This window comes from Paracholeplasma vituli, from assembly GCF_025446935.1.
GTDB lineage: Bacteria > Bacillota_I > Bacilli_A > Acholeplasmatales > UBA5453 > Paracholeplasma > Paracholeplasma vituli.
In genome coordinates this window covers 22,489-49,156 of record NZ_JAOEGN010000013.1, presented here as the reverse complement: position 1 = coordinate 49,156, position 26,668 = coordinate 22,489, and the positions used below count along the sequence as shown (strand labels likewise).

The 26,668-nt window shown below is 37.5% G+C and carries 28 protein-coding genes; 2 read left to right on the top strand and 26 right to left on the bottom strand.

Annotated elements, in window-relative coordinates; translation table 11 throughout:
• Positions 1-15: 15 nt before the first annotated feature.
• The 14 genes from N7603_RS07085 to rny form a co-directional block, all read right to left on the bottom strand.
• Positions 16-1,434 (bottom strand): S1 RNA-binding domain-containing protein, encoded by a 1,419-nt coding sequence (locus N7603_RS07085; RefSeq protein ID WP_262096724.1) that lies wholly within the window; start codon positions 1,432-1,434, stop codon positions 16-18.
• Complete coding sequence (gene cmk / locus N7603_RS07080; RefSeq protein WP_262096723.1) at positions 1,406-2,092, bottom strand: (d)CMP kinase; 687 nt, start codon at positions 2,090-2,092, stop codon at positions 1,406-1,408. The genes N7603_RS07085 and cmk overlap by 29 nt, the downstream gene beginning before the upstream one ends.
• Positions 2,093-2,148: 56 nt before the next feature.
• Entirely contained in the window at positions 2,149-2,877 is a 729-nt protein-coding gene (locus tag N7603_RS07075; RefSeq protein WP_262096722.1) for a pseudouridine synthase, read from the bottom strand.
• 124 nt (positions 2,878-3,001) lie between these two features.
• On the bottom strand, positions 3,002-3,565 hold the full coding sequence (efp, locus tag N7603_RS07070) for an elongation factor P (RefSeq protein WP_262096720.1): 564 nt from the start codon (positions 3,563-3,565) through the stop codon (positions 3,002-3,004).
• 48 nt (positions 3,566-3,613) lie between these two features.
• Entirely contained in the window at positions 3,614-4,039 is a 426-nt protein-coding gene (locus tag N7603_RS07065; RefSeq protein WP_262096719.1) for a type II 3-dehydroquinate dehydratase, read from the bottom strand.
• Entirely contained in the window at positions 4,036-4,530 is a 495-nt protein-coding gene (locus tag N7603_RS07060; protein ID WP_262096718.1) for a shikimate kinase, read from the bottom strand. Before N7603_RS07060 ends, N7603_RS07065 begins: the two co-directional genes overlap by 4 nt.
• A 1-nt stretch (position 4,531) precedes the next feature.
• On the bottom strand, positions 4,532-5,407 hold the full coding sequence (gene miaA, locus N7603_RS07055) for a tRNA (adenosine(37)-N6)-dimethylallyltransferase MiaA (RefSeq protein ID WP_262096717.1): 876 nt from the start codon (positions 5,405-5,407) through the stop codon (positions 4,532-4,534).
• Positions 5,404-7,119 carry a DNA mismatch repair endonuclease MutL gene (mutL, locus tag N7603_RS07050; RefSeq protein ID WP_262096715.1) on the bottom strand — a complete coding sequence of 572 codons (1,716 nt, stop codon included), beginning with the start codon at positions 7,117-7,119 and terminating at the stop codon, positions 5,404-5,406. The genes miaA and mutL overlap by 4 nt, the downstream gene beginning before the upstream one ends.
• 15 nt (positions 7,120-7,134) lie before the next feature.
• Positions 7,135-9,660 (bottom strand): DNA mismatch repair protein MutS, encoded by a 2,526-nt coding sequence (gene mutS, locus N7603_RS07045; RefSeq protein ID WP_262096714.1) that lies wholly within the window; start codon positions 9,658-9,660, stop codon positions 7,135-7,137.
• Between the two features lie 30 nt (positions 9,661-9,690).
• Positions 9,691-11,451: a Rho termination factor N-terminal domain-containing protein gene (locus N7603_RS07040; protein WP_262096712.1), complete on the bottom strand. Its 1,761-nt coding sequence runs from the start codon at positions 11,449-11,451 to the stop codon at positions 9,691-9,693.
• Between the two features lie 103 nt (positions 11,452-11,554).
• Positions 11,555-11,908 (bottom strand): YlbF family regulator, encoded by a 354-nt coding sequence (locus N7603_RS07035; RefSeq protein WP_262096711.1) that lies wholly within the window; start codon positions 11,906-11,908, stop codon positions 11,555-11,557.
• Positions 11,901-13,337: a tRNA (N6-isopentenyl adenosine(37)-C2)-methylthiotransferase MiaB gene (gene miaB, locus N7603_RS07030; RefSeq protein WP_262096710.1), complete on the bottom strand. Its 1,437-nt coding sequence runs from the start codon at positions 13,335-13,337 to the stop codon at positions 11,901-11,903. The genes N7603_RS07035 and miaB overlap by 8 nt, the downstream gene beginning before the upstream one ends.
• Positions 13,338-13,458: 121 nt before the next feature.
• Complete coding sequence (locus tag N7603_RS07025) at positions 13,459-14,214, bottom strand: TIGR00282 family metallophosphoesterase (protein ID WP_262096709.1); 756 nt, start codon at positions 14,212-14,214, stop codon at positions 13,459-13,461.
• A gap of 42 nt (positions 14,215-14,256) precedes the next feature.
• A complete protein-coding gene (gene rny, locus N7603_RS07020) occupies positions 14,257-15,819 on the bottom strand; it encodes a ribonuclease Y (RefSeq protein WP_262096708.1) in 1,563 nt (520 codons plus the stop codon).
• A 223-nt stretch (positions 15,820-16,042) separates the two neighbouring features.
• On the opposite strand from rny, the gene N7603_RS07015 reads away from it, so the two are divergent.
• Positions 16,043-16,630 (top strand): hypothetical protein, encoded by a 588-nt coding sequence (locus N7603_RS07015; RefSeq protein WP_262096707.1) that lies wholly within the window; start codon positions 16,043-16,045, stop codon positions 16,628-16,630.
• A 40-nt stretch (positions 16,631-16,670) separates the two neighbouring features.
• Here the strand turns inward: N7603_RS07015 and recA are convergent, their stop codons facing one another.
• Together recA and pgsA are read right to left on the bottom strand one after the other, a co-directional pair.
• Positions 16,671-17,660 (bottom strand): recombinase RecA, encoded by a 990-nt coding sequence (gene recA / locus N7603_RS07010; protein ID WP_262096706.1) that lies wholly within the window; start codon positions 17,658-17,660, stop codon positions 16,671-16,673.
• Positions 17,661-17,711: 51 nt separating this feature from the next.
• Positions 17,712-18,284 carry a CDP-diacylglycerol--glycerol-3-phosphate 3-phosphatidyltransferase gene (gene pgsA, locus N7603_RS07005; RefSeq protein ID WP_262096705.1) on the bottom strand — a complete coding sequence of 191 codons (573 nt, stop codon included), beginning with the start codon at positions 18,282-18,284 and terminating at the stop codon, positions 17,712-17,714.
• Between the two features lie 104 nt (positions 18,285-18,388).
• Between pgsA and rpsT the strand changes: the two genes are divergently transcribed.
• Positions 18,389-18,652 (top strand): 30S ribosomal protein S20, encoded by a 264-nt coding sequence (rpsT, locus tag N7603_RS07000; protein ID WP_262096704.1) that lies wholly within the window; start codon positions 18,389-18,391, stop codon positions 18,650-18,652.
• A 67-nt stretch (positions 18,653-18,719) separates the two neighbouring features.
• Here the strand turns inward: rpsT and N7603_RS06995 are convergent, their stop codons facing one another.
• The 10 genes from N7603_RS06995 to greA form a co-directional block, all read right to left on the bottom strand.
• The gene (locus N7603_RS06995) at positions 18,720-19,388 is read right to left on the bottom strand and encodes a 3'-5' exonuclease (protein WP_262096703.1); all 669 of its coding nucleotides are present in this window, start codon (positions 19,386-19,388) and stop codon (positions 18,720-18,722) included.
• A 1-nt stretch (position 19,389) separates the two neighbouring features.
• Complete coding sequence (gene holA / locus N7603_RS06990) at positions 19,390-20,340, bottom strand: DNA polymerase III subunit delta (protein WP_262096702.1); 951 nt, start codon at positions 20,338-20,340, stop codon at positions 19,390-19,392.
• Positions 20,341-20,378: 38 nt separating this feature from the next.
• Entirely contained in the window at positions 20,379-22,466 is a 2,088-nt protein-coding gene (locus N7603_RS06985; protein ID WP_262096701.1) for a DNA internalization-related competence protein ComEC/Rec2, read from the bottom strand.
• Entirely contained in the window at positions 22,435-22,932 is a 498-nt protein-coding gene (locus N7603_RS06980; protein ID WP_262096700.1) for a ComEA family DNA-binding protein, read from the bottom strand. The genes N7603_RS06985 and N7603_RS06980 overlap by 32 nt, the downstream gene beginning before the upstream one ends.
• Positions 22,933-23,034: 102 nt before the next feature.
• Positions 23,035-23,670, bottom strand: a complete 636-nt coding sequence (locus N7603_RS06975; RefSeq protein WP_262096699.1) for a class I SAM-dependent methyltransferase — start codon at positions 23,668-23,670, stop codon at positions 23,035-23,037.
• Positions 23,671-23,672: 2 nt separating this feature from the next.
• Positions 23,673-23,996, bottom strand: a complete 324-nt coding sequence (gene rsfS, locus N7603_RS06970; RefSeq protein WP_262096698.1) for a ribosome silencing factor — start codon at positions 23,994-23,996, stop codon at positions 23,673-23,675.
• Positions 23,984-24,544 (bottom strand): bis(5'-nucleosyl)-tetraphosphatase (symmetrical) YqeK, encoded by a 561-nt coding sequence (gene yqeK / locus N7603_RS06965; RefSeq protein ID WP_262096696.1) that lies wholly within the window; start codon positions 24,542-24,544, stop codon positions 23,984-23,986. Before yqeK ends, rsfS begins: the two co-directional genes overlap by 13 nt.
• On the bottom strand, positions 24,541-25,587 hold the full coding sequence (locus N7603_RS06960; RefSeq protein WP_262096695.1) for a GTPase: 1,047 nt from the start codon (positions 25,585-25,587) through the stop codon (positions 24,541-24,543). The genes yqeK and N7603_RS06960 overlap by 4 nt, the downstream gene beginning before the upstream one ends.
• Complete coding sequence (locus tag N7603_RS06955) at positions 25,571-26,131, bottom strand: YqeG family HAD IIIA-type phosphatase (RefSeq protein ID WP_262096694.1); 561 nt, start codon at positions 26,129-26,131, stop codon at positions 25,571-25,573. The genes N7603_RS06960 and N7603_RS06955 overlap by 17 nt, the downstream gene beginning before the upstream one ends.
• Before the next feature lies 1 nt (position 26,132).
• Positions 26,133-26,609: a transcription elongation factor GreA gene (greA, locus tag N7603_RS06950; RefSeq protein WP_262096693.1), complete on the bottom strand. Its 477-nt coding sequence runs from the start codon at positions 26,607-26,609 to the stop codon at positions 26,133-26,135.
• Positions 26,610-26,668: the final 59 nt, after the last annotated feature.

Genomic DNA, 26,668 nt, shown 5'->3' with positions numbered 1-26,668 from the left:
ACCATCACCTCGTTTTTATTTTTTCTTGGAATCTTTTAATACATTCTCAAAGAGGTCTCCTAAGGTTGTAGTGGTTTCTTCTTGGTTTAGATAAGGTTCATACTCACTTCTTAGAGATTCTTCTTTGACTTGTTTAATGGATAGTTTTAAGTGCCATTCTTTTGGATTGACTTCTAATACTCTCGCAACGACTTCATCGCCTACTGCATATAGGTCTTCAATCTTATTGACACGTTCTGTTGATAATTCAGATACCGGAATGAATCCGTTAACGCCTTTAGCTTCGACATTCATACCTTTATCGGTAATGATTTCTAATACCTTAACACTGACATCTTCGCCTTTTTTGAAAGATACATTACGCCATGGGTTATCAATCATTGCTTTTTTGGATAAGCTGATTTTCTTTTGTTTCACATCGATGGATAGAATAGCCACTTCAACAGAGTCGCCAATCTTTACAAAGTTTGCAAAATTGTCATTTGGATTCCAAGAATATTCAGAAGCATGGAGTAAGCCTCTAACACCTTCTTCAAATTCTAAGATGATACCAAATGGTAATTTTTGAACGACAACACCTGTGATGTTAGAACCCTTCTTATGCGTTTCTGCGAATGCTTCGAATGGGGTAGGTAGTAAGGCTTTGTGAGATAGGTCTAAACGCATACCTTCTTTTTTAATGATCTTAACTTCAATTTCTTGTCCGACTTGTAAAGCATCTGCGATGTTTTCAATACGGTTATGAGAAATTTGGCTAATGCGTAATAAACCAGCCACATGTTGGAATCTCACTGTAGCTGCGTGAGGATCTAAGCGTTCAACGGTACCTTTGAGTACATCACCCGTTTTAATGGTGTCAATTTCTTCTTTGCGTTGTTGTTGTCTTAAATCGAGATCGGCTTGACGCTTTGCTTCGAAAATTTGCTTTCTAGAAGCGATTAGACGTGGGCGGTTACCGCCTTTAACTTCGATTAAATGAACTTCAAGGGATTGACCTTTTAAGGTGTCTTTTTGTTCAACTAATTCGCGGTCTAATAAACCGAATGGTAAAAATATATCAAAACCAGCGAACTTTAAATGAAGCCCCTTTTCATCAACCTTAGTGACTTTGGTAACAATTGTGCGGTTTTCTTTGTAAGCCGCTTCAATTTCATCAAACGCTTCCTCTTTCATAAGTGGCAGTCTGTTTAAAAGAATATAGGATGGTTCGTCGTTGATTTTGCTAACAACGGCTTTGATATGATCCCCTTCTTTAACAACGCCTTCGAATGAGGTGATGTTTTTACCAAAGTATTCGACAAACATACGAGCTTCTGCGTGGTTTTCTAGGGTCAAATAAATGCATTTTTCTTCAACTTTAAAAACGACACCCTCGACCTTGTCTCTTACTTTGACTGAATCTAGATTAACGTCCTTCATTTGTAGTTCTTCCATGGTATTTCTCCTTTTTCAATATTTCTTCTGTGATACGTTTCGTCGTGTCCTCAATGGAATAATGCGTCGTATCAATCACTATGGCATCGGGTGGGCAAACGAGTGGGGATTCTTTTCGTGTCGAATCCTTATGATCGCGTTCGAGAATTTCATTTTCGAGTGCGTCCAATTCTTGTTTGATTCCCAGTACTTCCTTATCTTTTTGACGTCGTTTAGCACGTTCCTTAACGTTTGCAGTTAGGAAGATTTTTAAATCAGCGTCTGGTAATACCACAGACCCAATGTCTCTACCATCCATGATAACATCGATGTTTTGGGCTGCGTCTTTTTGGATTTGAACCAATATTCTTCTGACATATGGGAATGAAGATACCTTTGAAACATTTCTTGTGACAGCGTCTGTGCGGATTTTATCCGTTACATCGAGATCATTTACATAAATGCGGTTCTTCTCATATCTCACTTTTAAATCTTGCATGAATACATAGCTAGCTTCATCGTTTAAATCGATGTTTTTTTGTAACGCTATGTAGGTAATCGCACGGTACATTGCACCAGTATCGATATGTGTTAAATTCAATTGTTCAGCAATGCGTTTGCTGATGGTCGATTTGCCGCTTCCTGCTGGCCCATCAATCGCAACTTTAAATCCCGGCATGATTAACCTCCACACCCTTTAATTATATCACTCAAACGTGATAATTTCTATATTTATTAGATTTTTTTGAACTCTCCGTACAATTTTTTAACCTCGTGAATCTTGAGTGGTCGATAGCCACCACGCTCTACCCCATCAAGGGTTAAGAATGCATAGCCCACACGGGTTAAATTCTTGACTGGGAAGCCCACGGTTTCCATCATCTTTCTAACTTGTTGGTTCTTACCTTCAGAGATGATGATTTCTACCAATGTCGAATTGTTTTTTGTATCGTATTCTACCGCTTTTACACGTGCTGGTCGAGTGAGATAATTATCAATTTTTACCCCAGTTTTTAAAGCTTTAATGGCTACTTTCGTAAGCATTCCTTCAACTCTTGCAAGATAGGTTTTAGGCACTTCAAATTCAGGGCGGGTTAAATAATAGGCTAAATCGCCATCATTTGTAAATAAGAGGATGCCTGCTGTATCGTAATCGAGTCTACCAATTGGAAAAATACGTTGTGCTTTATCGACTTCCTCAAATAGACTCATGACTGTACGACGTTTTAAGTCGTCTTTTACAGTCGTGACGTACCCTGTTGGCTTATTCAATAAATAGTAAACGTGTTCTTCTTTTTCAATCACACGGTCATCAACAGTGACTTTATCGTCACTACCGACTGAATGTCCAGGTTGTTTAATAACGACACCATTGACCTTAACACGGCCGGCTTCGATGATTTCAACCGCACCACGTCTCGAGGATACACCTGCTTCTGCTAATTTTTTTTGTAATCTGATCATATTATTTACCCTCACTTCAATCTAAATTATACCATCAACATGCGCTGTTGTCGCGTCTAAAATCATTCAAATACAAATCATTCCATAAAAGAAAAAAGGGCATTCAAAAACCCCTTTTCATTTCTTACTTTTCGCGTGATACATAAGAAGCGTCTGAAGTGCTTACGACAATACGTTCGCCTTCTTCAATGAACATTGGAACCTTGACTAAAATGCCGGTTTCAAGGATTGCATCTTTCATTGCAGTGGTTTTGGTATCCCCTTTAACACCTGGGACAGTTTCTTTGACAGTTAACGCAACTTTATCCGGGAGATTGATTCCTAAAATTTCAGTATCGTTATAGGATAGAACTTCGACGGTCATGCCATCCACGATGAATCTTGCTTCGTCTTTGATTTGCTCGTGTTGAAGTTCGATTTGCTCATAGTTTTCTAAATTCATAAATACGTGAACGCCATCAGAAGCATACAAGTATTGCATCGGAATCTTATCGATTTGAGCTCTTTCAAATTTTTCTTGCGCATTGAATGCCATTTCGGTAATTGCACCTGTTCTTAAGTTTCTAACTTTAGTACGAACGAATGCCATTGAGTTTGCAGATTTTACGTGCATGAACTCCATAACCGTGTAGATATTACCTTTATAGCCAATGGTAAGACCGGTCTTAAAATCACTGGTTGTATACATGTCTTTACCTCCTGTAAAAAATCCTTATATATTATAACATAGATATCATTATTGTAAATGTTTTTCGATTAATTCCTTCATTGCGAGCACGTAACTCTGCTCTTTTTGTCCGATCACATAAACATCCGCGAGTGGCTTTAGGATATCAAATCGTCTAAAGTACTCACGATGTTCAATGTCACTTAAATGGACAACGGCTTTTTTACAAGTTACGAGTTCAAATGCATCTCGTAAAATGACCGAATGGTGTGCTAACCCACCGGGATTAATCATTAAGGCGTCATATTCTTCTGTGTTTTGCAAGAGATCAATTATAAGCCCTTCATGGTTAGATTGGAAAAAAGTGAAGTCTACTTCTGGATAGGTATTGGATAATAATGCGTTGATATCTTGCATCGTGAGTGATCCATATAAACTTTGATTACGTTTACCTAGCATGTTGAGGTTAGGTCCGTGGATAACTAAGCATTTCATAAATTGAACTTCTCCTTGAGTAATGCACGTAGTTTTTGAGTGGTCACTTCGAGGTCACCATCGTTAGAAACGATTAAATCTGCGAAGAACACATAGTTGAGCATACGTTCGTCATAAAGCGTGTGTAAAGATTTTTTCTTTAATACGGGACGTGGTTGAAAGTCTTTTCCGATACGGTCTTCGATAATCGAAATATCGGTATCGATGTATACCTTTATACCGTTCATTAAAGCCTTATTGGTGCGGTCTTTGACGATGCCACCACCGGTTGAAATGACGAGATTGTCGCCTTCAATTTCGGATAAAGCTTGTTTTTCTTGAATACGGAATGTTTCTTCTCCATATTTTTCAAAAATTTCATCGATGAACATTAAGGCGTTTTTTTCAATCCTATGGTCTAAGTCGATGAAAGTATAGTTGAGTATTTGTGCTAAACGCTTGCCGATGGTGGTTTTACCTGCCCCCGGCATGCCGATTAAGTAAATGTTCATATTAAACCTCGTAAAATTTCTTTATTTTTTCAATGGCTAATGCTAAGGCAGAATCGTAGTCTTTCATATCAATGATTTCAGCATGCATTTGATTCTTAAACCAGGTTTCTTGTCTTTTCGCTAAGTGTCTGGTCTTCTTTTTAATTTCAATAAGTGCATCTTCGAGGGAAAGTTCATTTTCTAAGTATTGCATCAACTCGCGATACCCCAGAATGTCTAGTTTTAAACCTTCCTTTTTTAGTTTTATGGTTTCTTCTAAAAAACTTTCATCCATCATCATATCCACCCGCTTATTGATTCGCTCATACAGAATCTCACGGTCCATCGAAGCGTAAAGGATTAAGGCGTCATAAATCAGAACATCCTTTTTCTGAAGGCTACTGCGTTTGGTTTCTTTTGCTAACGAAAGTGCTCTTAGGACTCTTCTACGATTATTTGGGTGAAGAATCGTTGCAGTGTCTGGATCAATATCTTTTAATAAATCATGTAATGCCTCATTAGAAAGATTATCGTACATTTTTTCTTCATCGAGATCCCGTTTTGGATTATTAAATTCATAGTCGTATAAGGCAGCTTTAATGTAAAGTCCAGTGCCACCTACGATAAAAGGGCGTTCTATAGTTTCGATATGTGAACGGACTAGACGTTGAAAAGTTGCGACATCAAAGGATTCGCTCGGTTTAAGGATATCGAGCATATGATGCTTGATTCCACGCATTTCTTCTTGCTTGATTTTAGCAGACCCAATATCTAAAGACTGATAGACTTGAACAGAGTCACCTGAAATGATTTCGGCATCGAAATAGGTCGCCAAATCGATGGATAATTTCGTTTTGCCGACTGCAGTTGGACCGCAAATAACAACCACTTTTTTCATACAATACGTTTAAACAACTTTTCAATTTCGTACTGTGTAAATGAAATGACAATCGGTCTACCATGTGGACAGTAATACGGATTGTCACAGGCTTTTAAAGCTTCCATGAGGTGTTCAATTTCATGGGTATTTAATGCCTTATTGGCCTTTATGGCGCCTTTACAAGCAACATCCTTAGCCAATTGGTCACGCAGTTTTTTGATATCAATCGATTGATAGGTTCTGAGTTGTTCAAGAAGGCTATAAACCATATAGTCGATGTCTTTTTCATCTAACCATAGTGGTAATTCTCTTAATGCGTAAGCATCTTGAATCACTTCAAAATCCAATCCGTATGATGCGAGCAGCATTCGATTGTGTTCAACAATATCTTGTTCAGTTGGTCTAAAATGATACAAAATCGGGGTCAACAATTGTTTACGTTCTGTTTTATGATCACCAAGACGTTCAAATATTATTTCATAGCGAATTCGTTCTGCAGCTGCATGTTGGTCAACTAAGTATAAACCTTGTGGGTTTTGAAATAATAGATATGTACCTGCATAAGCCCCGATATAACTCATTTCAGGGAGTTTAGGTTTCGGTTGTTCTGTTTTAATTTCCAAAGGTGTTTCTTCAATACGATTAGGTTTAATAACCTCAACGTTATCGCCACTTTCCCAGAGTTCAAAACCGGTATACTTCACAGTTGGTGATGGCGTTTTTAGACTATCTGGAATGGATTCATTATGGACTTTGAATGCGTCTCCAACACACGTTCTGATGAGGTTCGCAACTACATATTCATTGGAGAATTTGATTTCCTTCTTTTGAGGATGGACATTCACGTCCACTAAGGAGACATCTAAGTGAATATCGATATATGCAATCGGATAGCGTCCAACCATTAAATGGGTATGATAGCCTTCCACCACGCTATTAACGAGCACATAGTTTTGAATGGTTCTACCGTTCACCGAAACAATCACGTCATTTTTGCGCGCTCGTGTGATTTGAGGGCTAACCAAATAGGCTTTAATTCGAATATCGTTTTGTTCGATATCGTGAATCTTTAAAGATTTCGCGATGTCGTTTCCATAGATATTAGCAAATATTTCTAAATAGTCTGCACTGCCTGAAGTGGTTCTTAAAACTTTTTGATCGTGCGATACCACAAAAGCAATTTTCGGGTTGGCAAGCATCATCTCATCGATCACTTCAAGCATATACGCGAGTTCGGTTTGAGGGGATTTGATGTATTTTAAACGTGCTGGTACATTATAAAATAAGTCTCTAACTTTGACTTCTGTCCCTTGATTTAAAGCAATTCTACCTTCATGAACCAATACACCGCCTTCATAGGTGACAGTGTAGGGGTCGGTTTCTAAAGTTTTAGATGAAATCGTCATTTTGGATACCGAGGCGATGGCCGGAACGGCTTCGCCACGGAACCCTAAACTGACGATATGGGCAAGGTCATATTCGTTCTTAATCTTTGAGGTCGCATGTCTTAAGAAGGCTAAATGCAAATCGGTCGCTTCCATACCAATCCCATTATCAACGACTTTGATCTCATCTAATCCATGATTCTTTAGATGAATTTCAATCTTAGTCGCTTTCGCATCGATTGCGTTTTCAATCAATTCTTTCAATGCCGAGGCTGGTCTTGTGACAACTTCTCCAGCAGCAATCATGTTAGAGAGTCGTTCATCGAGTTTTATGATTTTTGCCATGAGAATGTGTCCTTTCTACTTCAATTCATCTTGAAGTTTCTTAATAAGTAATAACGCGTCAATTGGAGATAGACTATTGATATCTGTTTCTTTAATGGTTTCCACGACGTGTTCTTCTGATTTGGATACGTAATTTGTTGTCATTTCATCCAAACTGTCGAAGTTAAATAAGTTTAATAAAGCCGTTTTTTTCTTATCGGCTTCGAGATGTTTCAATATTTCATCTGCACGATAAATCAAAGTTTTAGGTAGTTTTGCCAGTTCAGCAACATTAATCCCGTAAGATTTATCGGTTGGACCTTCTTTGATTTTATGTAAGAACACAATACTATGTTTTTCTTCAACTGCAGACACATGGATATTCTTAAGGCGTTTTAAGGTTTGTTCTAACACCGTAAGTTCATGGTAGTGGGTTGAAAATAAAGTAATTGCTTTGATTTTTTCATGTACATATTCGATGATGGCTTGTGCAAGTGCCATCCCATCGTAAGTGGCTGTGCCACGTCCGATTTCATCAAAGATGAGTAAACTTTGCTTAGTGGCGTTACGAATCGCTTCATTCGCTTCTAACATTTCAACCATAAAAGTCGATTGCCCAGCACTTAAATCATTGCTCGCTCCAATACGGGTGTAAATCGCATCAAAGATTGGCAATTCAGCCAAATCAGCCGGAACGAATGAACCAATTTGTGCTAAAACAACTATTTGGGCAAGCATACGCATATAAGTCGATTTACCACTCATATTTGGACCCGTAATCAGTAAAATGCCAGATTCGTTAATCTCGATATTGTTTTCAACGAAATTGCCTTCAAGGGCTCTTTCAACAACAGGGTGTCTACCATTTATGATACGGACAGTTTGGGTATCTTGAAGCTGTGGTCTTACATAACGGTACTTTTTCGCGATGAAAGCGAAATTCGCCATCACATCGATGAAACTAATATGATCTGATAGTATTTGTAGGTCTTTAGTATAGTGTGATACTGTCTCACGCAAAGCGACGAATAACTCGTATTCTAAGGCGAGTTCTTTTTCTCCAGCAGAGAGTAAGTAGGCTTCTTTTTCTTTTAGGAGTGGGGTAACATAGCGTTCGCCTGTTGATAAGGTTTGTTTACGTTCGTATCCAAATTCAGGTAAAACCATTTCTAAGCTACCTTTAGATATCTCAATATAATAACCAAATACACGGTTATATCCGACTTTAAGATTTTTGATGCCAGTACGTTCTTTTTCACTGGTCTCAAACGCCATCATCCAAGATTTACCATCGGTAGAAGCCCGTTTGAGTTCGTCGAGTTCAGGGTTATACCCATATTTGATGAGTCCACCTTCTTTTAAAGTTAGTGGTGGGTCTAATTCAACAGCACGGTCTAAAAGCTCGTACAGTTCACCAAAATCTTGAATATTTTGGTTCAATCCATCTGTGATCAGTTGTTGATAATCCCTGAGCACTGTCTTTATCGCTGGGAGTTTCGATAGGGTTTGTCTGAGTTGAGCGAGATCTTTACCAGATGCATTTTTGGTGGCGATTCTAGAGGTAATACGTCTTAGGTCATAGACCCCTTTTAAGGATTCACGCAGTTCATTTAAAAGAATGATGTTTTTTTGTAAGGCATCAATTGTATCGTAACGTTCATTTAAGACTGCTTGATCTCGGCTCGGTTCATCGACCATTTTACGTAATCGACGTGACCCTAAAGCTGTGATGGTATGATCCATCGTTGACAATAAGGTTTGTGTATTACGTTTACCGATACTTTCAGAAATTTCTAGACTTAAACGGCTTTGGTAATCGACTTTAAGGAACGCCTCTGGCTCGATAAGATTCAATTTATTAAACTGTTTGATATCGCTTCTTTGTGTATCACTCAAATAGTGTAATAATCTTGAAACAGCGAGTTTTGAATAGGGTTCTAACCCTTCAACCATCGAAAGTTCTAATGTGCCATGTGTATAGGATATTAAAGCATAGGGTCTGATTTTATCTTCTAATCGTTTTTGGTCTTTTTCCAATACGATCTCTTTAATGTTTAAAACGAGGATTTGCTTAATGACATCCGCTTCCGCTAAATCGGTCATTAATGAAAGATCCCCTGTTGATAAATCCGCATAGGCTAAATGGTATTTTAATTTGTCTTGGACTAATGCGCCAATATAGTTATAATTTGAAGCATCTAAAATGCCTTCATCCATAATCATGCCTGGGGTAATCAGTTTAACGACTTCACGTTTTACAAGTCCATTACCAGGTTCTGTAACCTGCTCAACTATCGCGATTTTATAACCTTTTTGAATCAATCTTTGTGCATACGGAATCATTGCGTGGTAAGGTACTCCACACATTGGTACGCGTTCTTTAACCCCTGCATCTCTACCTGTTAAAGCAATCTCTAATTCTTTGGATGCGAGGATTGCGTCCTCAAAAAACATTTCATAGAAGTCGCCTAATCTAAAAAAGACTATCGCGTCAGCGTAGTCCTTTTTAATGTCTAAATATTGTTGCATCATCGGGGTGTATGTAATGTCTTTTTTGCCCATACAATCACCTTTCTACAGTAAATCTAATCCTTAAAATACGTTATTAAACCAGTTCATGAATGCTTCCCAGTTACCAATGAATCGAATGGTTGTGTTGATCCATTCTGTAGCGTGAGATGCGAATTCGTAACCTGGATTCATGATGGTATTATATATATCGGTATTGCCATATGTTGCCCAGAAATCAAAGACATTATTAGCTCTTAAGAAGGCAGCAGCTAAGTAAATAATACCCAATAATAAAACTGACCAGAAAACGATACGAAGGGTCTTTCTTACTTTACCGATTGGTTTCTTTTCTTTCTTTTTGCCTTTTTTCTTGTCTGAAACAGAAGGATTCGCGAGGTTATCCTCTTCTTTGATGGTTTCAATCACGGAAGTAGTTGAGGAAGTTAATTCCGATTTCACGGTATTCATCTCTTCAATTTGCTTCGCTTCTGATTTTTCTACTTTATCCCATTCCTTAGCGGAGAGTGTTGTTTCATAACCCATCATAAAGGTTGGGGTAAGGATTGGTCGATGGGCTTTTTCATAAGCCTTATCGAGCATGGCTTGATGGTATTGGTTTAAATCCATGCGTAAAGCACGAAGTTCAGCCACGATACCTTCAAACGCTTCTTTAGAGATATAAGCGCCCCCAAGAGCACTAGGTTGTTCTTCTTTTTGAACTGGACGAGGGCTTTCAGGTGTTTTTGGCTCTACCTTTACCGGTTCTTCAACAGGTTCAACTGCTTTTGGTTCAGGTTTAAGGGCTTCCACTTCTTCATCTACAGGAAGCACCGTAATCATTGGTTCCGGTTCAACTTCGACCACTGGTTCTGGCTTAACTTCGATGACTGGTTCAGGTTCCACTTCAACCACTTTTTCAATCACTGGTTCTGGTTCTGGTGTGACTTGAATTTCTGGTTCTTCATCGACATACACACGAACAGATGGTTTTATCTCTTCGTAAACACCCGGTGTTGAAGGGACATAATATTTTTCTTTGGTTTCAGAAGCATTAGAAAGAATGTATTCAATAATTTCTTCTTTCTTAAGTTCAATGGATGCTTTGATATTGTGTTCTATTGCGAATCTTTGAAGTTGAATAACCGCCAATCCACTGACTTTATCTTCGAGTTCTTTGGTATATTTATCTTGATTCTTGAGTTCTTTAATAATAATATCGACGAGTTCGTTTTTCTTCAAACGACGTGGGACATCGACACCAAATTTCTTACCGATTTCACGTAATTCAACGAGTGTAGAACTCTTAAATAATACGGGTCTAAATACTTCAGGTGTTAAGCCGTCGATTTGATTTTGTTCATCAAAAAAGAGTGAATTTAACTTGTCATTGTATTGAATAAAATCTTCTAATACAGCACCTTTTTGGTGTTCTTTCGCCGCTTTGATAAATCCCATTAGTTCATTTTCAGGTACTTGTTTGTCAAATAAATACGACAATAAGTTTACCCATAATGTTTCCCTAGCTTTACGGTCAAGGTCCGCATCTTTAAATTGTGGAACCAAATTAACGAGTTGAGATTCACTAAAATGATCATACCAAGATAAGCGGTAGTTCACTTCATCTGAAAGGGTTTGAAGTACAATTTTCTTACTGGTCACATATGGATCCAATTCACGTCTGAGTGAGGCCATTCTGAGCTTGCGAGGCACGGTTAAGCCAATCAACTCAAAAAATCTGACTACCTTGTCAGCAGGATATAGAATCAGTGTGCCTACCAATTCTTCTATTTTGACTTTCTTGTCACCAATCTTGACTTCGCTAAACATCGTTAGAATTGCCATAATAATCCCCCCATTAGTGTTTGCTTACCCTTATCATACCTTAAATTTATATATTTTACAAGTACGACCCCATAATAAAAAGTGGGATGGGCCGTTATTACGGCTATTTCCCACTTATTACAGATTGGTTAGAAATTGCTTGATTAATCTCTGTCTCAATGATTTCTTTTATCTCTTTTAATAAATCGTTTAGTTCTTGTTGAAGGTCCAAATAAGTCTCAATCATAGGGTCCGTTTCAATCGATTGACGAACCTCATCATAGGCTGCTTGAAACTGATCAATCGCCTTTGGTTTTTGAATGGTTTTCGCATTCACTAACTGTTTTTGGAGTGCCTTCATCTCACTAAATCGCCTTTTTAAATCTTTATCCCCATTGATGACTTGTTCAAACTTTTGATAACGTTTTAAGATGTCTAAAGACTCAATCATTTCGATTAATTCATCGCGTTTACTCACAGGCTTCACCATTTAAAAACCATGTTCTAGGTTCAGTAATTTTAACCTTAACAATCTTCCCAATAAGAGATTTATCCCCTTTAAAGTTCACAAGTTTATTATGTTCTGAGTAGCCTGCAAGTGTGTGTTCATCCTGTTTCGATGTGCCTTCTACTAGGACTTCTACCACTTGATCTTTATACTTTTGACTTGCACGATAATACCCTTCATTGACCACTTCAATCAATCTTTGAAGACGTTCTTTCTTCTCTTTTTCTGGAATATTATCTTCGAAACTATAAGCAGGTGTACCAGCGCGCTTAGAGAATATAAATGTGTATGCACCTTCAAAGTCAATTTCTCTTACGAGGTCTAAAGTCATTTGGAAATCGGCCTCAGTTTCGGTTGGAAAGGCGACGATGATATCTGTCGTTAATGCGATATCCGGTTTCGCTTTTTTAAGTTTTTGAATAACTTCTAGATAAAGCTCTTTGGTATAGTGACGATTCATCTTTTTCAAAACCGCATTACTTCCAGATTGAACTGGTAGGTGTAAGTGTGGCATTACTGATTTACAGGATCTAAATGCTTCAATCGTCTTATCATCTAAATCGTGAGGATGGCTTGTTGTAAAGCGAATACGAGGAATGCCAATCTTATCTAAATCCATCAGTAAATCACCAAAGGTATAATCGATATCTTTAAAGTCTTTACCGTAGGCATTCACGTTTTGACCAAGTAGCGTAACTTCTTGATAACCTTGAGCTTTAAGTTCCTCTACTTCAGCAATGATCTCAGATTTTTGTCTTGAGCGTTCTTTTCCGCGTGTATATGGAACAATACAGTAGGTGCAAAATTCATCGCACCCAAACATGATGTTGACCCATGCTTTGTAAGGATTGGTTCTTACTTTCGGAAGATTTTCAACGATGTGTCCTTCTTCTGAGAATACTTCAATAACGCGCTCTTTATTAAAGTGTGCGGTTTCGATGTATTCTGGTAATAAGTGGATGTTATGTGTACCAAAAACAAGGTCAACGTGTTCGTATTTTTCAAGAACACGGTTCACAACATTCTCTTCCTGAGCCATACAACCACACAACCCAATTAACAAATCTGGATTGCGGTACTTTAGTTTTTTTAAGCGTCCGAGTTCACCCCAAATACGATTTTCTGCATTTTCACGAATCGCACAGGTATTAATCAAGATGATGTCGGCAGATGACTCTTCTTCAGTTGGTCGATAACCCATTTGATTTAAGATGCCTGCCATCGTTTCGCCGTCCGCTTCATTCCCTTGGCAACCGTAGGTTTGAATCTTATAAAACTTACCTGTACCTAGTTTTTGTAAACGTTCGTCTAATTGGTAATCCTTATGTTCAATGTCAGCTTTAGTACGCTTTCTTGCTTGTTTTAAATTAGGTTTAAAATACTTGTCAATATCTATCAATTTAATCACCTATGATAAGTATACACGCATTACCCAGTCATTTCAATAAAAAGGGTAGGAGAGGCTTGTGCATAAACCGCTTAATACGAAAAATAATAAGAAAAACACACCCTAAGGTGTGCTAATCTTCGATATGAATTCGTTCTATGGTTTTTTTCTTTAAATCTAAAATGACACCATTCAATTGGTTTTTTGTCATCGCAACCACATTGGCTGGGGAATGTCCATATAAGAATCGGTTAACTACGATATCTTTATCGACACCAATGATGCCATCTAGAGGCCCTGTCATACCAACATCGGTCATATAAAGTGTACCTTTTGGTAATACACGATTATCTGCAGTAGGAACGTGAGTATGAGTCCCTATCACCGCATCCACTCGGCCATCTAAATAGTGTCCTAAAGCGACTTTTTCAGAGGTAGCTTCGGCATGGAAATCGACGAATACATAATCGGTTTTCACTGTTTCTAATAAATGGTCTATTTCAAAGAAAGGGGACTCTAGGTTGGCATTCATAAAGGTTCTCCCTAGTGCGTTTATGACTAAAAGGGTCGTTTGATTATATTGAATGACATCATACCCTTTGCCAGGTGCTTTTGGAAAATTGAGGGGTCTGACAATACGGGAATCGTCAATATACTCAACAAGGTCATTTTGTCCCCATACATGGTTTCCCATCGTGATAACATGTACCCCAGCAGCCATGAGTTCTTTATAGAAACGAAATGTAATCCCACGTCCATTATTCGCACTGTTTTCAGCGTTTACAATGATAATATTGGGTTTATAAGTCGCTTTAAGTTCGTCTAAATTCGATAAAAGAATTTTACGTCCTGGTTCACCGTATATATCTCCGATAAATAATATTCTCATATACACCTTCCTCAATAAACGGAAAAAGGGGACAAGCCCCTTTTATTTCGCAATGTCTGTAGCGCGTGTTTCTCTAACAACGGTAACCTTAATGGTTCCTGGATATTGAAGGTTCGCTTCAATTTGTTCTTTGATTTCACGTGCAACTTTAAATGTGGATAGATCATCCACTTCATCGGGTTTAACGATGACTCTAATTTCACGACCGGCTTGAATCGCAAACGAACGTTCAACCCCTGCAACCTTGTTAGAAATGGTTTCTAATTGTTCAAGGCGTTTGATGTAGTTATCAATAGATTCGCTACGTGCTCCAGGTCTTGCAGCACTGAGCGCATCCGCTGCAGCTACTAAAACAGCAATGATGGATTGTGGTTCTTTATCACCGTGGTGAGATGCAATCGCATCAATAACTTCTTTAGGTTCGTGATACTTCGATACAATTTGAACACCAATTTCGACGTGTGACCCTTCAACTTCGTGGTCAACGGCTTTACCGATGTCATGGAGTAAACCTGCACGTTTTGCAAGTACTTCATTTTCACCGATTTCGGCTGCTAATTTACCAGCTAGGAAAGCAGTTTCGATTGAGTGTTTTAATACGTTTTGTCCGTAAGAGGTTCTGAAACTCATACGTCCTAAAAGTTTAACTAAATCTGGGTGTAACTTACCGATTCCAGTTTGGAAAACGGCGTTTTCACCGGCTTCACGAATGAACATGTCCACTTCTTGTTGTGCACGTTCAACGACTTCTTCGATACGTCCTGGGTGGATTCTACCATCTTCGACCAACGCTGTTAAGGCGCGTTTTGCTACTTCTCTACGGATTGGATCAAATCCCGATAATACGACCGCTTCTGGGGTATCATCGATGATGAGATCAACACCGGTTAATGCTTCTATGGTGCGAATGTTACGACCTTCGCGGCCAATAATTCGTCCCTTCATTTCATCAGTTGGAAGGGAAACAACGGATACCGTTCTTTCACTTGTTGTTTCACTAGCGTATTTTTGAATTGCCAGTGTTAATAGATTCTTCGCTCTTTGATCTACTTCTGATTTTGCTTTTTCTTCTTCTTCCTTAATGAAGTTTGAAATCTCTTCAGACATACTCATGCGAACACGTTCCATAATGATCGCTTGTGCTTGTTCCGTAGAAATACCTGAAATCTCCATTAATTTCGCTTCTTGTTGCTTCAAAATGTCTTCCACTTTGCTATTCAATTGTTCAAGTTCTTGCTTCTTTTCGTCCAATTTAATTTCTTTTTGTCCAAGAAATTCTTCTCTTTTGTCCAAATTAGCAGCTCTTCTATTGAGCATTTCGTCTCTTTGTGATATTTTGGTTTCCAAATCGATGACGACTTGTTTTCTTTCCTTCATATCACGTTCGAATTCACGTTTTTGATCAAAAATATTTTGACGTGCTTCTAGAATGGCTTCCTTTTTGAGTTTTTCGGCTTCTTTTTGGCCCTCTTCAACAATTTTCTTTGCTTGTTCACGGCTAGTTTGGAGATTCTTTTCGTGTTGTCTTACACGGAAAATAAAGCCTCCAACTAGGCCTAAAGCTAGTAGCAAAATGGAGACGATTGCCCATACTAAATGTTCCATCGTTATAATCCTCCATTTTTTATTTTCGTTACAATTTCTTTACTTGAGCGTTAAATATATTAAACAACATTATCAAAATTGATATACTTAATTTTAGGGTTTTAAACCACAGTACTACTATTTAATTATATAGGAGAAAGGGCTTTTAGTCAACGCATTACAATCCGACTTTTTTTTTACTTTCGTGTGTAGTATAATAAGATTACGTGAAATGAGGGATTCTATGAAAAAAGCTAAAAAAGTCAGTAAATCGACATGGCTTTATCAAAACCGTTTGAAAATATTTATTGTGCTATTCTTCATCGTATTACCGGTTATTTTCATTCCAAGCATCTACATTCTAAAGTATGCAGATAGCAAACCAGTTCTATTCGATGATAAGAAGGCCGACGTAATAAGTCTTGAGGATTTGAAATTGTTCGATATTGATTACACCATCACCCATGTGCGTCTCCCAAATACCGAATCAACAGGCGGATATTATCGTTTCAATTACGAATTGACTAAACTTGAAAGTGTCAATCCAATCAACAATATTAAGATTCAATTTCAACTTTCTACACGTTGGGCAAAATACACTGAAGTTTCAACGGAACAAGCCGCAACACTGAACCAAACTAAAACTGTTCAAATGAATTTTAACTACGATATGGATACACCTATTCTACCGTTTGTAGAAGCTAAGGGACCTTACCTTTATGCGAAGATTTCTTACGATGAAGTGATTCTTGGAACTTCGTATGCGCGCGTCGTTTATGTTCATTTACCATACAATTTGGTCAGAGATAACACACAAATTATTCCAGCCTAAAAACAGAAATCGCCGGCATTTAAAATGCCAGCGATTTTTTTTATTTTAATTGATAAGCTTGTCTTACTTTCACTTCGATGTCCTTAGCCATGCCTGCGTGAGTGTCTAAATAGTCTTTTGCGTTTTCACGACCTTGACCAATCTTTTCCCCTTCATATGCATACCAAGCACCGCTCTTCTTAATGATTTCAAGTTCAACCGCTAAGTCCACAAGTTCGCCCATTTTGGAGACCCCTTTACCGTAGACAATATCCACACTCGCTTGTTTGAATGGAGGTGCAACTTTATTCTTAACAACTTTGATGTTGACTTTATTACCGACCACATCATTACCTGCTTTAATCTGTTCGCTTCTTCTAACTTCAAGTCTAACAGATGCATAGAACTTAAGGGCTCTACCACCAGATGTGGTTTCAGGGTTACCAAACATGACCCCAACTTTTTCACGAATTTGGTTAATGAAAATCGCGATGGTATTGGTCTTGTTAATGATCCCTGATAGTTTACGCATCGCTTGGCTCATCAAACGTGCTTGTAACCCGACGTGTGAATCCCCCATGTCGCCATAGATTTCAGCTTCAGGTACAAGGGCAGCAACCGAGTCTACTACAACAATACCGATGGCACCACTACGGATTAAAGCTTCTGCGATTTCTAATGCTTGTTCACCAGTATCTGGTTGTGACAAGATTAGGTTATCGACATCAACCCCTAATGCTCTTGCATATTGTGGGTCTAATGCGTGTTCGGCATCAATAAATGCAGCGAATCCACCTGCTTTTTGTACTTCTGCAATCGCTGTTAATGCGAATGTGGTTTTACCCGAAGATTCTGGTCCGTATATTTCAACGATACGCCCTTTAGGATAACCTCCGATACCGAGTGCAACATCGAGTGCAATCGATCCAGATGGCGATGATTCAATATGACGATCCGCTTCGTCACCAAGTTTCATGACAGCGCCTTTCCCGTATTGTTTTTCTATTTGCTTCATCGCATTCAGCAATGCTTCTTGTTTTTTTACGTCCATTTCTTAACCTCCTATTATATAAATACCGAGAATCGGATTTTTTTACTTTTTTTAGATAGATTCGAACACCATATGGCGATTTTTCCAGAAATAGTCCGCTCCGGATAGTACTGTGAATAATAGTGCTAACCAAAGTAGAATGTCTCCAATCCATGGTGTCAAATTAAAGTCATTGAATAATAAAACCACTAATGCAAGTACGGTTGTTACCATTTTGAGTTTTCCAAAAGGACTCGCTGCAATCACTTTACCTTTTTCGACTGCGAGTAAGCGTACACCCGTAACAATGAACTCTCTTGCAACGACAATAAGTGTCATCCACCAAAAGACTCTAACTGTGGTTGCTTGTAAATATAAAAAGGCAGTTAGAACCAATAATTTATCGGCAATCGGGTCGGTAAACTTGCCAAACGTTGTCACTTGATTGTGCTTTCTGGCTAAGTACCCATCTAGAAAATCTGTGAAGCTTGCAAGTACAAATAAAATTGCGAATAATAACTGTGCTAAATCGAGCCCAAATAGCACGTCATCGACACTTTGAAGCGGTTGTAAAAAACTGATAATCACCATCACCGGAATCGCGACGAATCGGCTTAAAGTGAGTTTATTTGGTAATGTCATCATTCATCTCTCTCTTTCAACTTATTTTAACATATTTTTCCTTTAATAGTTGCTTTTTAAAATACCATTTGGTATAATTTGAGTTGCTTATCACGGGAGGTGACATCATGGCTAACATCAAACAACAAATCAAACGTATCAAGACTAACGAAAAGCGTAGATTAATCAATGCATCATTCAAATCTTCTACCAAAACCGCTATTAAAGCAGTTGAGAAAGCAGTAGCTGCTGGAGATAAAGAAAAAGCATTAGTGAACTTAGCATTTGCAAGCAAGAAATTGGATAAGGGACAAGCCAAAGGTATTTTCCACAAAAACTTTGTTGCCAACCACAAGTCTCAATTAGCAGTTTTAGTTAACAAACTACAATAAGCACATCTCGGATGTGTTTTTTATTTAATAAAGCTTAGGTCGTCTCTTTCGAGAACGACCTTTTTTATTATTTTAGTTTTTCGATTTCGAGACGGTTACCGTATTGAGGTACCATTCTAACTTTTCCATTTAAAGCAGATGCGGGTGGATACTTTGGATTGTACCCAACCACGTTGATATATTGATCAATCGTATCGCGTTCTTTGATCATCGCAGTTAACCCTAATAAAGTTGCTTTGACGTCATCTATAGCGCGGTGTGTATTCTTGTGAATGATTTGGTAGGTTTGTACCAAATTATCAAGACGATGTGGGAATGGATGACGGTCTTTGAAAACCGCCATAACATCTAATAAATCCTCTTCTATCGAATAAAACGGGTCTTCGTATTTACGATAAAGTGCCTTTAAAAATCCATAATCAAATGCGATATTGTAAGCGACTAATAGCGTATTTGGACGCACCATAGCTTTCAACTTTTCAAACGCTTCCGATTCTTCAATACCTTCACGTAGTAACATTTCATCAGTAATGTGGGTGATTTCTACAATCTTATCTGGCAGTGGTCTATCCTGTCTAATGAGTACGGATAGTTCACTTTCTTGACGGTATTGCATTAAAATGGGATCTCTTTTTAATAAGACCGCCCCAATTTCGATGACGTTATCGGTTTTTGCTGACAAACCTGTGGTTTCGAAGTCAAAAACCAAAATGTGTTCATATTTCTCAACTAACATCCTAAATCTCCAATAAAAATAATTCTAATCCTAGTTTTTTATCCATTCGACCAGACTTAATATCATAGTCTAAATTCGATAATTTTTCATATAAACCTTCTAAACTTGCTTTAGATAATTGTTGAGCATTCTTAACCATATAATACGCTTTAGAGGACTTCACGTTGAAGTAGGATGAAATCGCTTCTTGATTATAACCTTTTTCTAATAACTGTTTGGTTTGAATGGTTTCTTTAAGTTTCGATGCGATATTAAAAATGATTCGAATGGGGTCTTCATTCTTCTCTAATAAATCATAATAGACTTCAAGGATACGCTTCTTGTTCTTAGCTAATACCGCATTAGTGAGTTCGAAGATGTTTTCTTCTAAGTTTCTCGCAACCAGTTGCTTAATATCCTTTAATGCAATTTTTTTATCGTCAAAAGCAAATAATTTAAGTTTGGCAATTTCATTATTAAGCATAGATATATCGTAGTTTGTACGTTCTAAGAGTTCATCAACGGCTAAATCTTCAATCGTATACTTCAGGGATTCAAATGCTTTTTTAACATACGGTTTAAAGTCTTCCTTCGCCATATCCGCAACGGTTTCAATTCGGACATACTTCTTCGCTTCTTTGGTTGCTGGTAGACTAGAGTCCATACCTCGTTCTAACAAGAAAATAATCGTCGTATCTTCGTTTGAGTTGTGAAAGTATTTGATTAAATCTGGCAAGTAGTCGTCATTTCTTTCTTCATAAAAAAACCATGGGTGTTTGACTTTGATGATTTTCTTATCCGCAAAAAAAGAAATGGTATTCATTTCCTGTAGTAATTCATCTAGGCCATGTTCATCTAAATCATAGGTGAGAACGTTGAATGGATCGACATCCAATTTTCTTACCAACTGTTCTACAGCATTTTCAACTAAGAACGCATCATTACCTATATATAGATACATTAAATCAGGCATGAAATCTCCCTCTTTCTTACTCAATATTATACTATATTTTAACCAGGTTTGTGCACTAAAATGAGATAACGTCGATAAAATGGGAGATTCCAAAACGTGATGGTCTGATTCACATTCGTTTGATAGATTTTTACACCATTTTTATTCAATCGATTTATGACTTCTTTATGGGGATGACCAAAGTAGTTTTGATTTCCAACCGACACAACCGCTATCTTCGGATTCACAGATTTTAGAAAGGCGACATTGGTCGAAGACTTTGAACCGTGGTGCCCTACTTTTAGAATGTCACTTTGAAGACTTTGACCAAAGATTTGAACTAAATCTTGTTCAGCTTCAAACTCGACATCGCCTGTGAATAAATACCTAGTCCCTTCGATGTTCGTTTGAAGGACGATTGATTGATCATTTGAGCTTTGATACCTCCTTATAGGAGCCAACACACTCAACTCAATATCCCCACACGAAAGTTCATCTCCTTTATCAGCACGTAACAATTTACGATAATTTAGTTTATACGGTGAAACATCGTGATAAAGTGAGACGACTAAGTGTCTTACTTCAAACGCTTCTAAGATTGCATTCGCTTCTTTATCGTGATCATAATCCCCATGCGTAAGGACAAGATAATCAATTTCTCTAATATGGTTTTGATTCAAATAATCTACGACATCTCCAAACGTATCAATCACCACCGTACAAGACCCGTAAGGTCGCCTAATAATCGTGGTGTCCCCTTGTCCGACCGATAGAAATGTCACAGATCCTGTTGGGTCAAAAGCCTTATAATAGGGGAAAATCAATATAAAAATCACAAGTATGGTAAATCGATAGACTCCTTTTTCAAGAGAGTCACTTAATTTTAAGTAGATCCATAACCCAAAGTAAATGAGGGCAAAAACCCCAGTAATCCGTGGTATAGAAAAGCCTAAAGCATTTGTTTCCAAAAGTTGAATTAACGTCATTACTGATGAAAAAACAGGGTTTAAAGCTTCACCTATTGGACGATATAACGATACCCAAGATAGCGGCATCAACACATAGGTGAATAAAGGAATAAAAAAGGGGGAAACAAAAAAACCGATGGGATAGACTTGATTGGTTATTTTAGAGGTAATGGGTAAAACCGCGGTTTGTGCGAAGAAAGTTGAACACCACTGTCCCACAAAGTCTGACTTATATGTACTTATTAAAAAGATAAAACTCACAATAAATGTCAGTTGAAACCCCATATTATGGATAAAGTAAGGGTTGATGATTAACATCATTATCCCCGTAAAACTAAATGCGTCTAATCGGGTATACTGGAACTTTTTATAGTTCAATACTTCACAAATCACATACTGTAAAACCGCTCTAATGAGCGATATTGGAAAGAGTGTAATTACCAAATAACTGAATAACACAATCGATTCAATAATGAGTCTATAGCGTTTCGGTATAAAAAACAATAGTTTGTTCAATAACCCGATTAAAACCGTTACATGTAACCCTGACAAAACAAATAGATGGGTAATTCCGACTTTAGAGATACCCTCTTTTTGATCTGTTTCAAACACCCCAAGAAACAAGCTTTTAACGAATATTTGAGTCTGTTCAGGTAGGGTTTCGATGTGTCTATTCAAATCATTATGAATTTCATGAGGGGCCCAAATGTGGTCAATGACTTCTATTTTTGGTTGATAATATACACCTTCAATGAATCGTGATTTAAAGTAGGTATTCGGTGAAAAATCCCCCTTAAACTGACTCGTTTCGTAGGTTTCAAGTCTACCTTCTAACAAAACCACATCCCCAACTTTTAGAGTCTCTTTCGTATATAAATGCACATTGAACAAACCATCTTTTAAAGTATATCGATACCCAGATTTCACAGTTTCGATGCGAATAATTACACCTTCATTCCCGTGATATTTTGGTATCGCTTTATACACCAGTGATACGGATGCGTAAATGATTAAAATGATATAAATTGCTTTAGAACATTTCAGTTTTCGAATCCATATTAAATAGACAACCCCAAGAATACTGATCCAATAATGAATTATACTCAATTCAAATAGTACAATACCGAATAGATATAAATGGATGTGACTAGAGGGTAATAAACGCTTTAATTTGTTCAAAGGTTTGAGCTCCAATCCCTGAGACTTCTTGAATGTCTTCAATTCTCATGAACGGACCTTGTTTGACTCGGTAATCGATGATTTTTTGTGCAGTGACTTGACCAATTCCAGGTAAAGACATCAATTCAATTAGGGTAGCTTTATTGATGTTAATTTTGGTCTCATCTTTACTTTCTTCTTTAAATGGTATGGTATATCTTACATTTGGTAGTAATAAAGTTGCGTTTTCAATTTGACTCAAGTCTGCTGTCGCTTTGGTCCCTAAAGCGTATTGAATCAAGTCACCTAAGTTGGTGCCTGAAATGACCCTATATACCCCAGGGATATGAACTGCACCTGTAATCTCAACTTCGATATAAATAGGTTCTTCGACAGCTTTAGTTTGGGTTTTTGGGATATTTGGCCAAATCAAGAGAATAGTCAATACAGTAAGTAAGCCTAATAAGGGTAACATTCGTTTAATCATCTATAATCACCTCATATAGATGATACCGATGTGTTAAGAATAAAAAGAAAAAAGATTCTCAGAATAACATCACCCTAAAGCTAGTGGTTTTATTCTAAAAATCTATTTTGTCGCTTTAATATACAGTTTTCGTTCGTCTGGACCTTCAAGTATCGTCACTTTTAAACCCAGGGATTTCAGTATCCCGATATAATAACCCGGTTCGTATACATACTGAATAACTTGGTAGTCTTCTTGTTCGGTTTCAATTTGATGAATGAGTTTGTTATGACTTGTTTTGGTTTTCCAAGTGTAGACCACAGGGTTATTCTCAGATTCGACATAACCATCCATTTCGGTTAAATAATCAACCTTATAAAAATCAAACAACAACATACCACCCGGTTTTAAAGCTCGTTTTAAGTTCATTAAGACTGTCTTGGCCCCTTTAAAGTAATTGATGACATCGTTGAACATCAAAATGACATCAAAGGTTAATCCGAGCGGTTCTCTGAGATCGTGAATAAAGAGTTTCCCCTGATGTCCTAAGGCTTTTTGAGCATAGGATAACATCTCTTCATCGATATCTATACCAGTAACATCAAAACCTTTTTGAATGAGCGGTGATAAAATTACACCAGATCCACACCCAGCGTCCAAGATGACATCTGACGGTTTTAGTTGTTTTGTGATAAAATCGATGATTTCGATGTAATCAATGTCCTCAATCAAGCGGACATATAAATCTGAAAAGCTCATGATTAAGCTTTAATCTCGATTTGTTTTAATGTCATCAAGCGCTTGTCAAAACCGTAGTATTCGCGCATTTCTTTTGAGAATAAATGAAGGACTACATCCCCTAAGTCAACCAATAACCAGCCTCCGGTTTTTCCTTCAAATCCACGAATTTGATCCGTCCCAACGGATTCTTTTAAATAGGTAATGAGTGCGATAGATTGACGTTCATTCGCGGTTGCTACAACGACATAATCAAAAAACGGTGAGCTTTTTTCCATATCATAAATTTTGACATCAGATACTTTGACGATGTCAATGGTTTTAATTATTTTCTCTAGTAATTCCATGTGTTCTCCTTGTAATAGTTTAAGACTTCGATTTGTTCATAAAATGGGTTAATCCCATCTTTCTTTAAATATTCAATGGTGTATTCTAAACTGAGTATAAAGGCTTGTTGTAAGTCTTTTAATGCGAGTTCATACACTTTTTTAGCACCACTAAAAGTTCGGTTTTTCTCACAAAAATCAGCAGTTGCGAGAATCATCGTTTCTAACTTCATTTCGGTTTTACCCCAAATATGGTAGTAAATTGCTTCAAATACAATAGGGTCATTGATCCCTAAGTGGTCTTTCGCATAATACGCAGCAGAAAGCGCGTGGTAAGCAACTGGAACACTTTGATATTTTTCGATTTCATTTGCTGGAATATAGCGCTTTTGAACCTCGATAGAATCGTATTTAAAGTAATCATGAAGTAAGGCTGCCGTTTCAATGGCTTCGGCGTTTCCGCCATAGATTTTTTGAAATTCTAAAGCGCGTTCTTTAACGCCTAAGACATGTTCAAGACGTTTTGGATAAGGCTTTAGTTTTTCTGTAACTAAGTCGACTAGGCTCAATAGAGCGCCTCCTCTAACACAACGCGCATAGTATCAGGTAAATAGACCTCAATTACGGCTTTACCTTTTAGATGGACCATTGCGAAATCAGAAATAGCGAGTTCATAGGCTATATCTGGATTGAGTTTAAAGAGTTTCTTAACAAATTTTTGATCTTTTATTTGATGTTTAAATGTATCTTGTTGACTCTTGAACTTTTCATATGTTTCGTCGTATTTGGTACGATGAATTTCTAAGGCATTCGAGGCGTAGCACGCAATCCCCTTAAAGCCACCTTCGAGATATGATACAGCACACAACCCGCCAAAGAATAGGCTTTGTTGTTCATTCAATTGATAGATTTTTGGTTTTACTCTAGACTCTATCAACAGGTCTTTGTAAGCGTCAAATGGTAAGAAGGATGCGATGGAACCTGGTAAATAGATGCCTGGGGTATCGGTAAGTTTAGCACCATGAAATGGAATACTAAAGTCAGCGAGTGTCAAACCAGGTTTTTTGCCTGATAAGACCGTTGTTTCAATCGCTAAACGATTCGCAATTCGTTTAAATAACAGTGACTTTCCACTATTTTGAAAGCCAACCAAATAGACATTACGGTTTTTTTGATGGTATTCCATCGATTCCATGAGTACGTCAATGTATTTGTTTTGTAGCGCTGAAATTGGCACGATGTCAACAAACTTCATTTGAAGTTTGTTGGCTTCTTGACGGATTTTTTGAATCATTTTGTTTAAATTCACGGAACTGTCAAGCGTATCGATATGGTTCAATACGAGAATGACGGGTGAATTTGGAAAATGACGGTCAAGACGATATTTAAGTCTTAGGGATAAATGATTAATGGATAATACATAAAGGATTAAGGCTTCTTCTTTTATTACAGGCATTTCACCTGGATGAATGGTAACCGAATTCACTTTGGAATAGTTCTTTAAATTAAAACAATCCAAACAAAGTTCATGACTTAAGTCTTTAACAAAGCCTGCTTTGGTATCGTCTTCGGTTTGGAGTATCACTCCACAACCGCTACAGCGTTTCAACATAAGGCAATAACCTCTTTTCGTATAATTCGGGTTGGTGCTTTTTCACTTTTTTGATGAAGAAAGCTTCCATTTTACGGTTGATGCGTGTCGGTAGAATATCCGACTTACGTTCAATCGCGGAGACTAAAATGGTGTAAAAGCCCATACGATTGCCACCAAGGATATCGGTCATCACTTGATCTCCAATGTGTACTACCTTTCTAGTATTGGTTTCATTGACTAATTTTAAGCCTTTACGAAAACCTCTTTTTAATGGTTTTTTAGCACTATAAACAAACTTATATGCATGATCTCCAACAAAAGTTTCTACACGTGCTTGCTTATTGTTCGATATTAAAACAATTTTAAAACCGGTTTGTTCAAGTTGATTTAGAAATCCAATTAAGTCCTCGGTAAGATGGTGCTCTTTATAGGATACAAGCGTATTGTCGATATCGATAAAAATGACGCGAAACCCCTCTTGATATAAGTGTAAAAAATCGATGTTTTTCACCGATTTTTGATATTCGCTTGGGACAAAATGGATGTATCTTCCCTTTTTCATGTTATTTAACTTCAACAATTTGTATGTGGAAGGTCTTTCCTGTTTCTAAATGTACTTCAACGGTGTCGCCTTCAATGGTACCTTGAATAGCTTTGCCCACTGGGGAATCTGTGGAAATCTTATTGAGCATTGGATTGGCTTCAATTGTACCAACCAATTGGTATTCAGCGGTTTTATTTTTCTCAACAAAGTGTAATACTACAGTTTTACCAGTAGTTACACGGTTATCATTGGAAGCTTTGATGAGCTTGAAGTTTTCTAAGATATTTTCAATTTCTTTAATACGGGCTTCAATACGCGCTTGTTCATCTCTTGCAGCGTCATAATCGGCGTTTTCAGAAAGGTCACCTTGAGCACGTGCTTCTTGTAAAGCGATGACGTTTTCAGGTCTTTTTACGTCTTTTAGGTAGTTTAATTCACTTCTAAGTTGGTCTACCCCTTCTTGAGTTAGTTCAAAGACTTGTTTATTTTTTGCCATAAAATCACTCCTTGTTTTTACATTGTATAATTATACACTAGTTTTCAATATTTTGATAG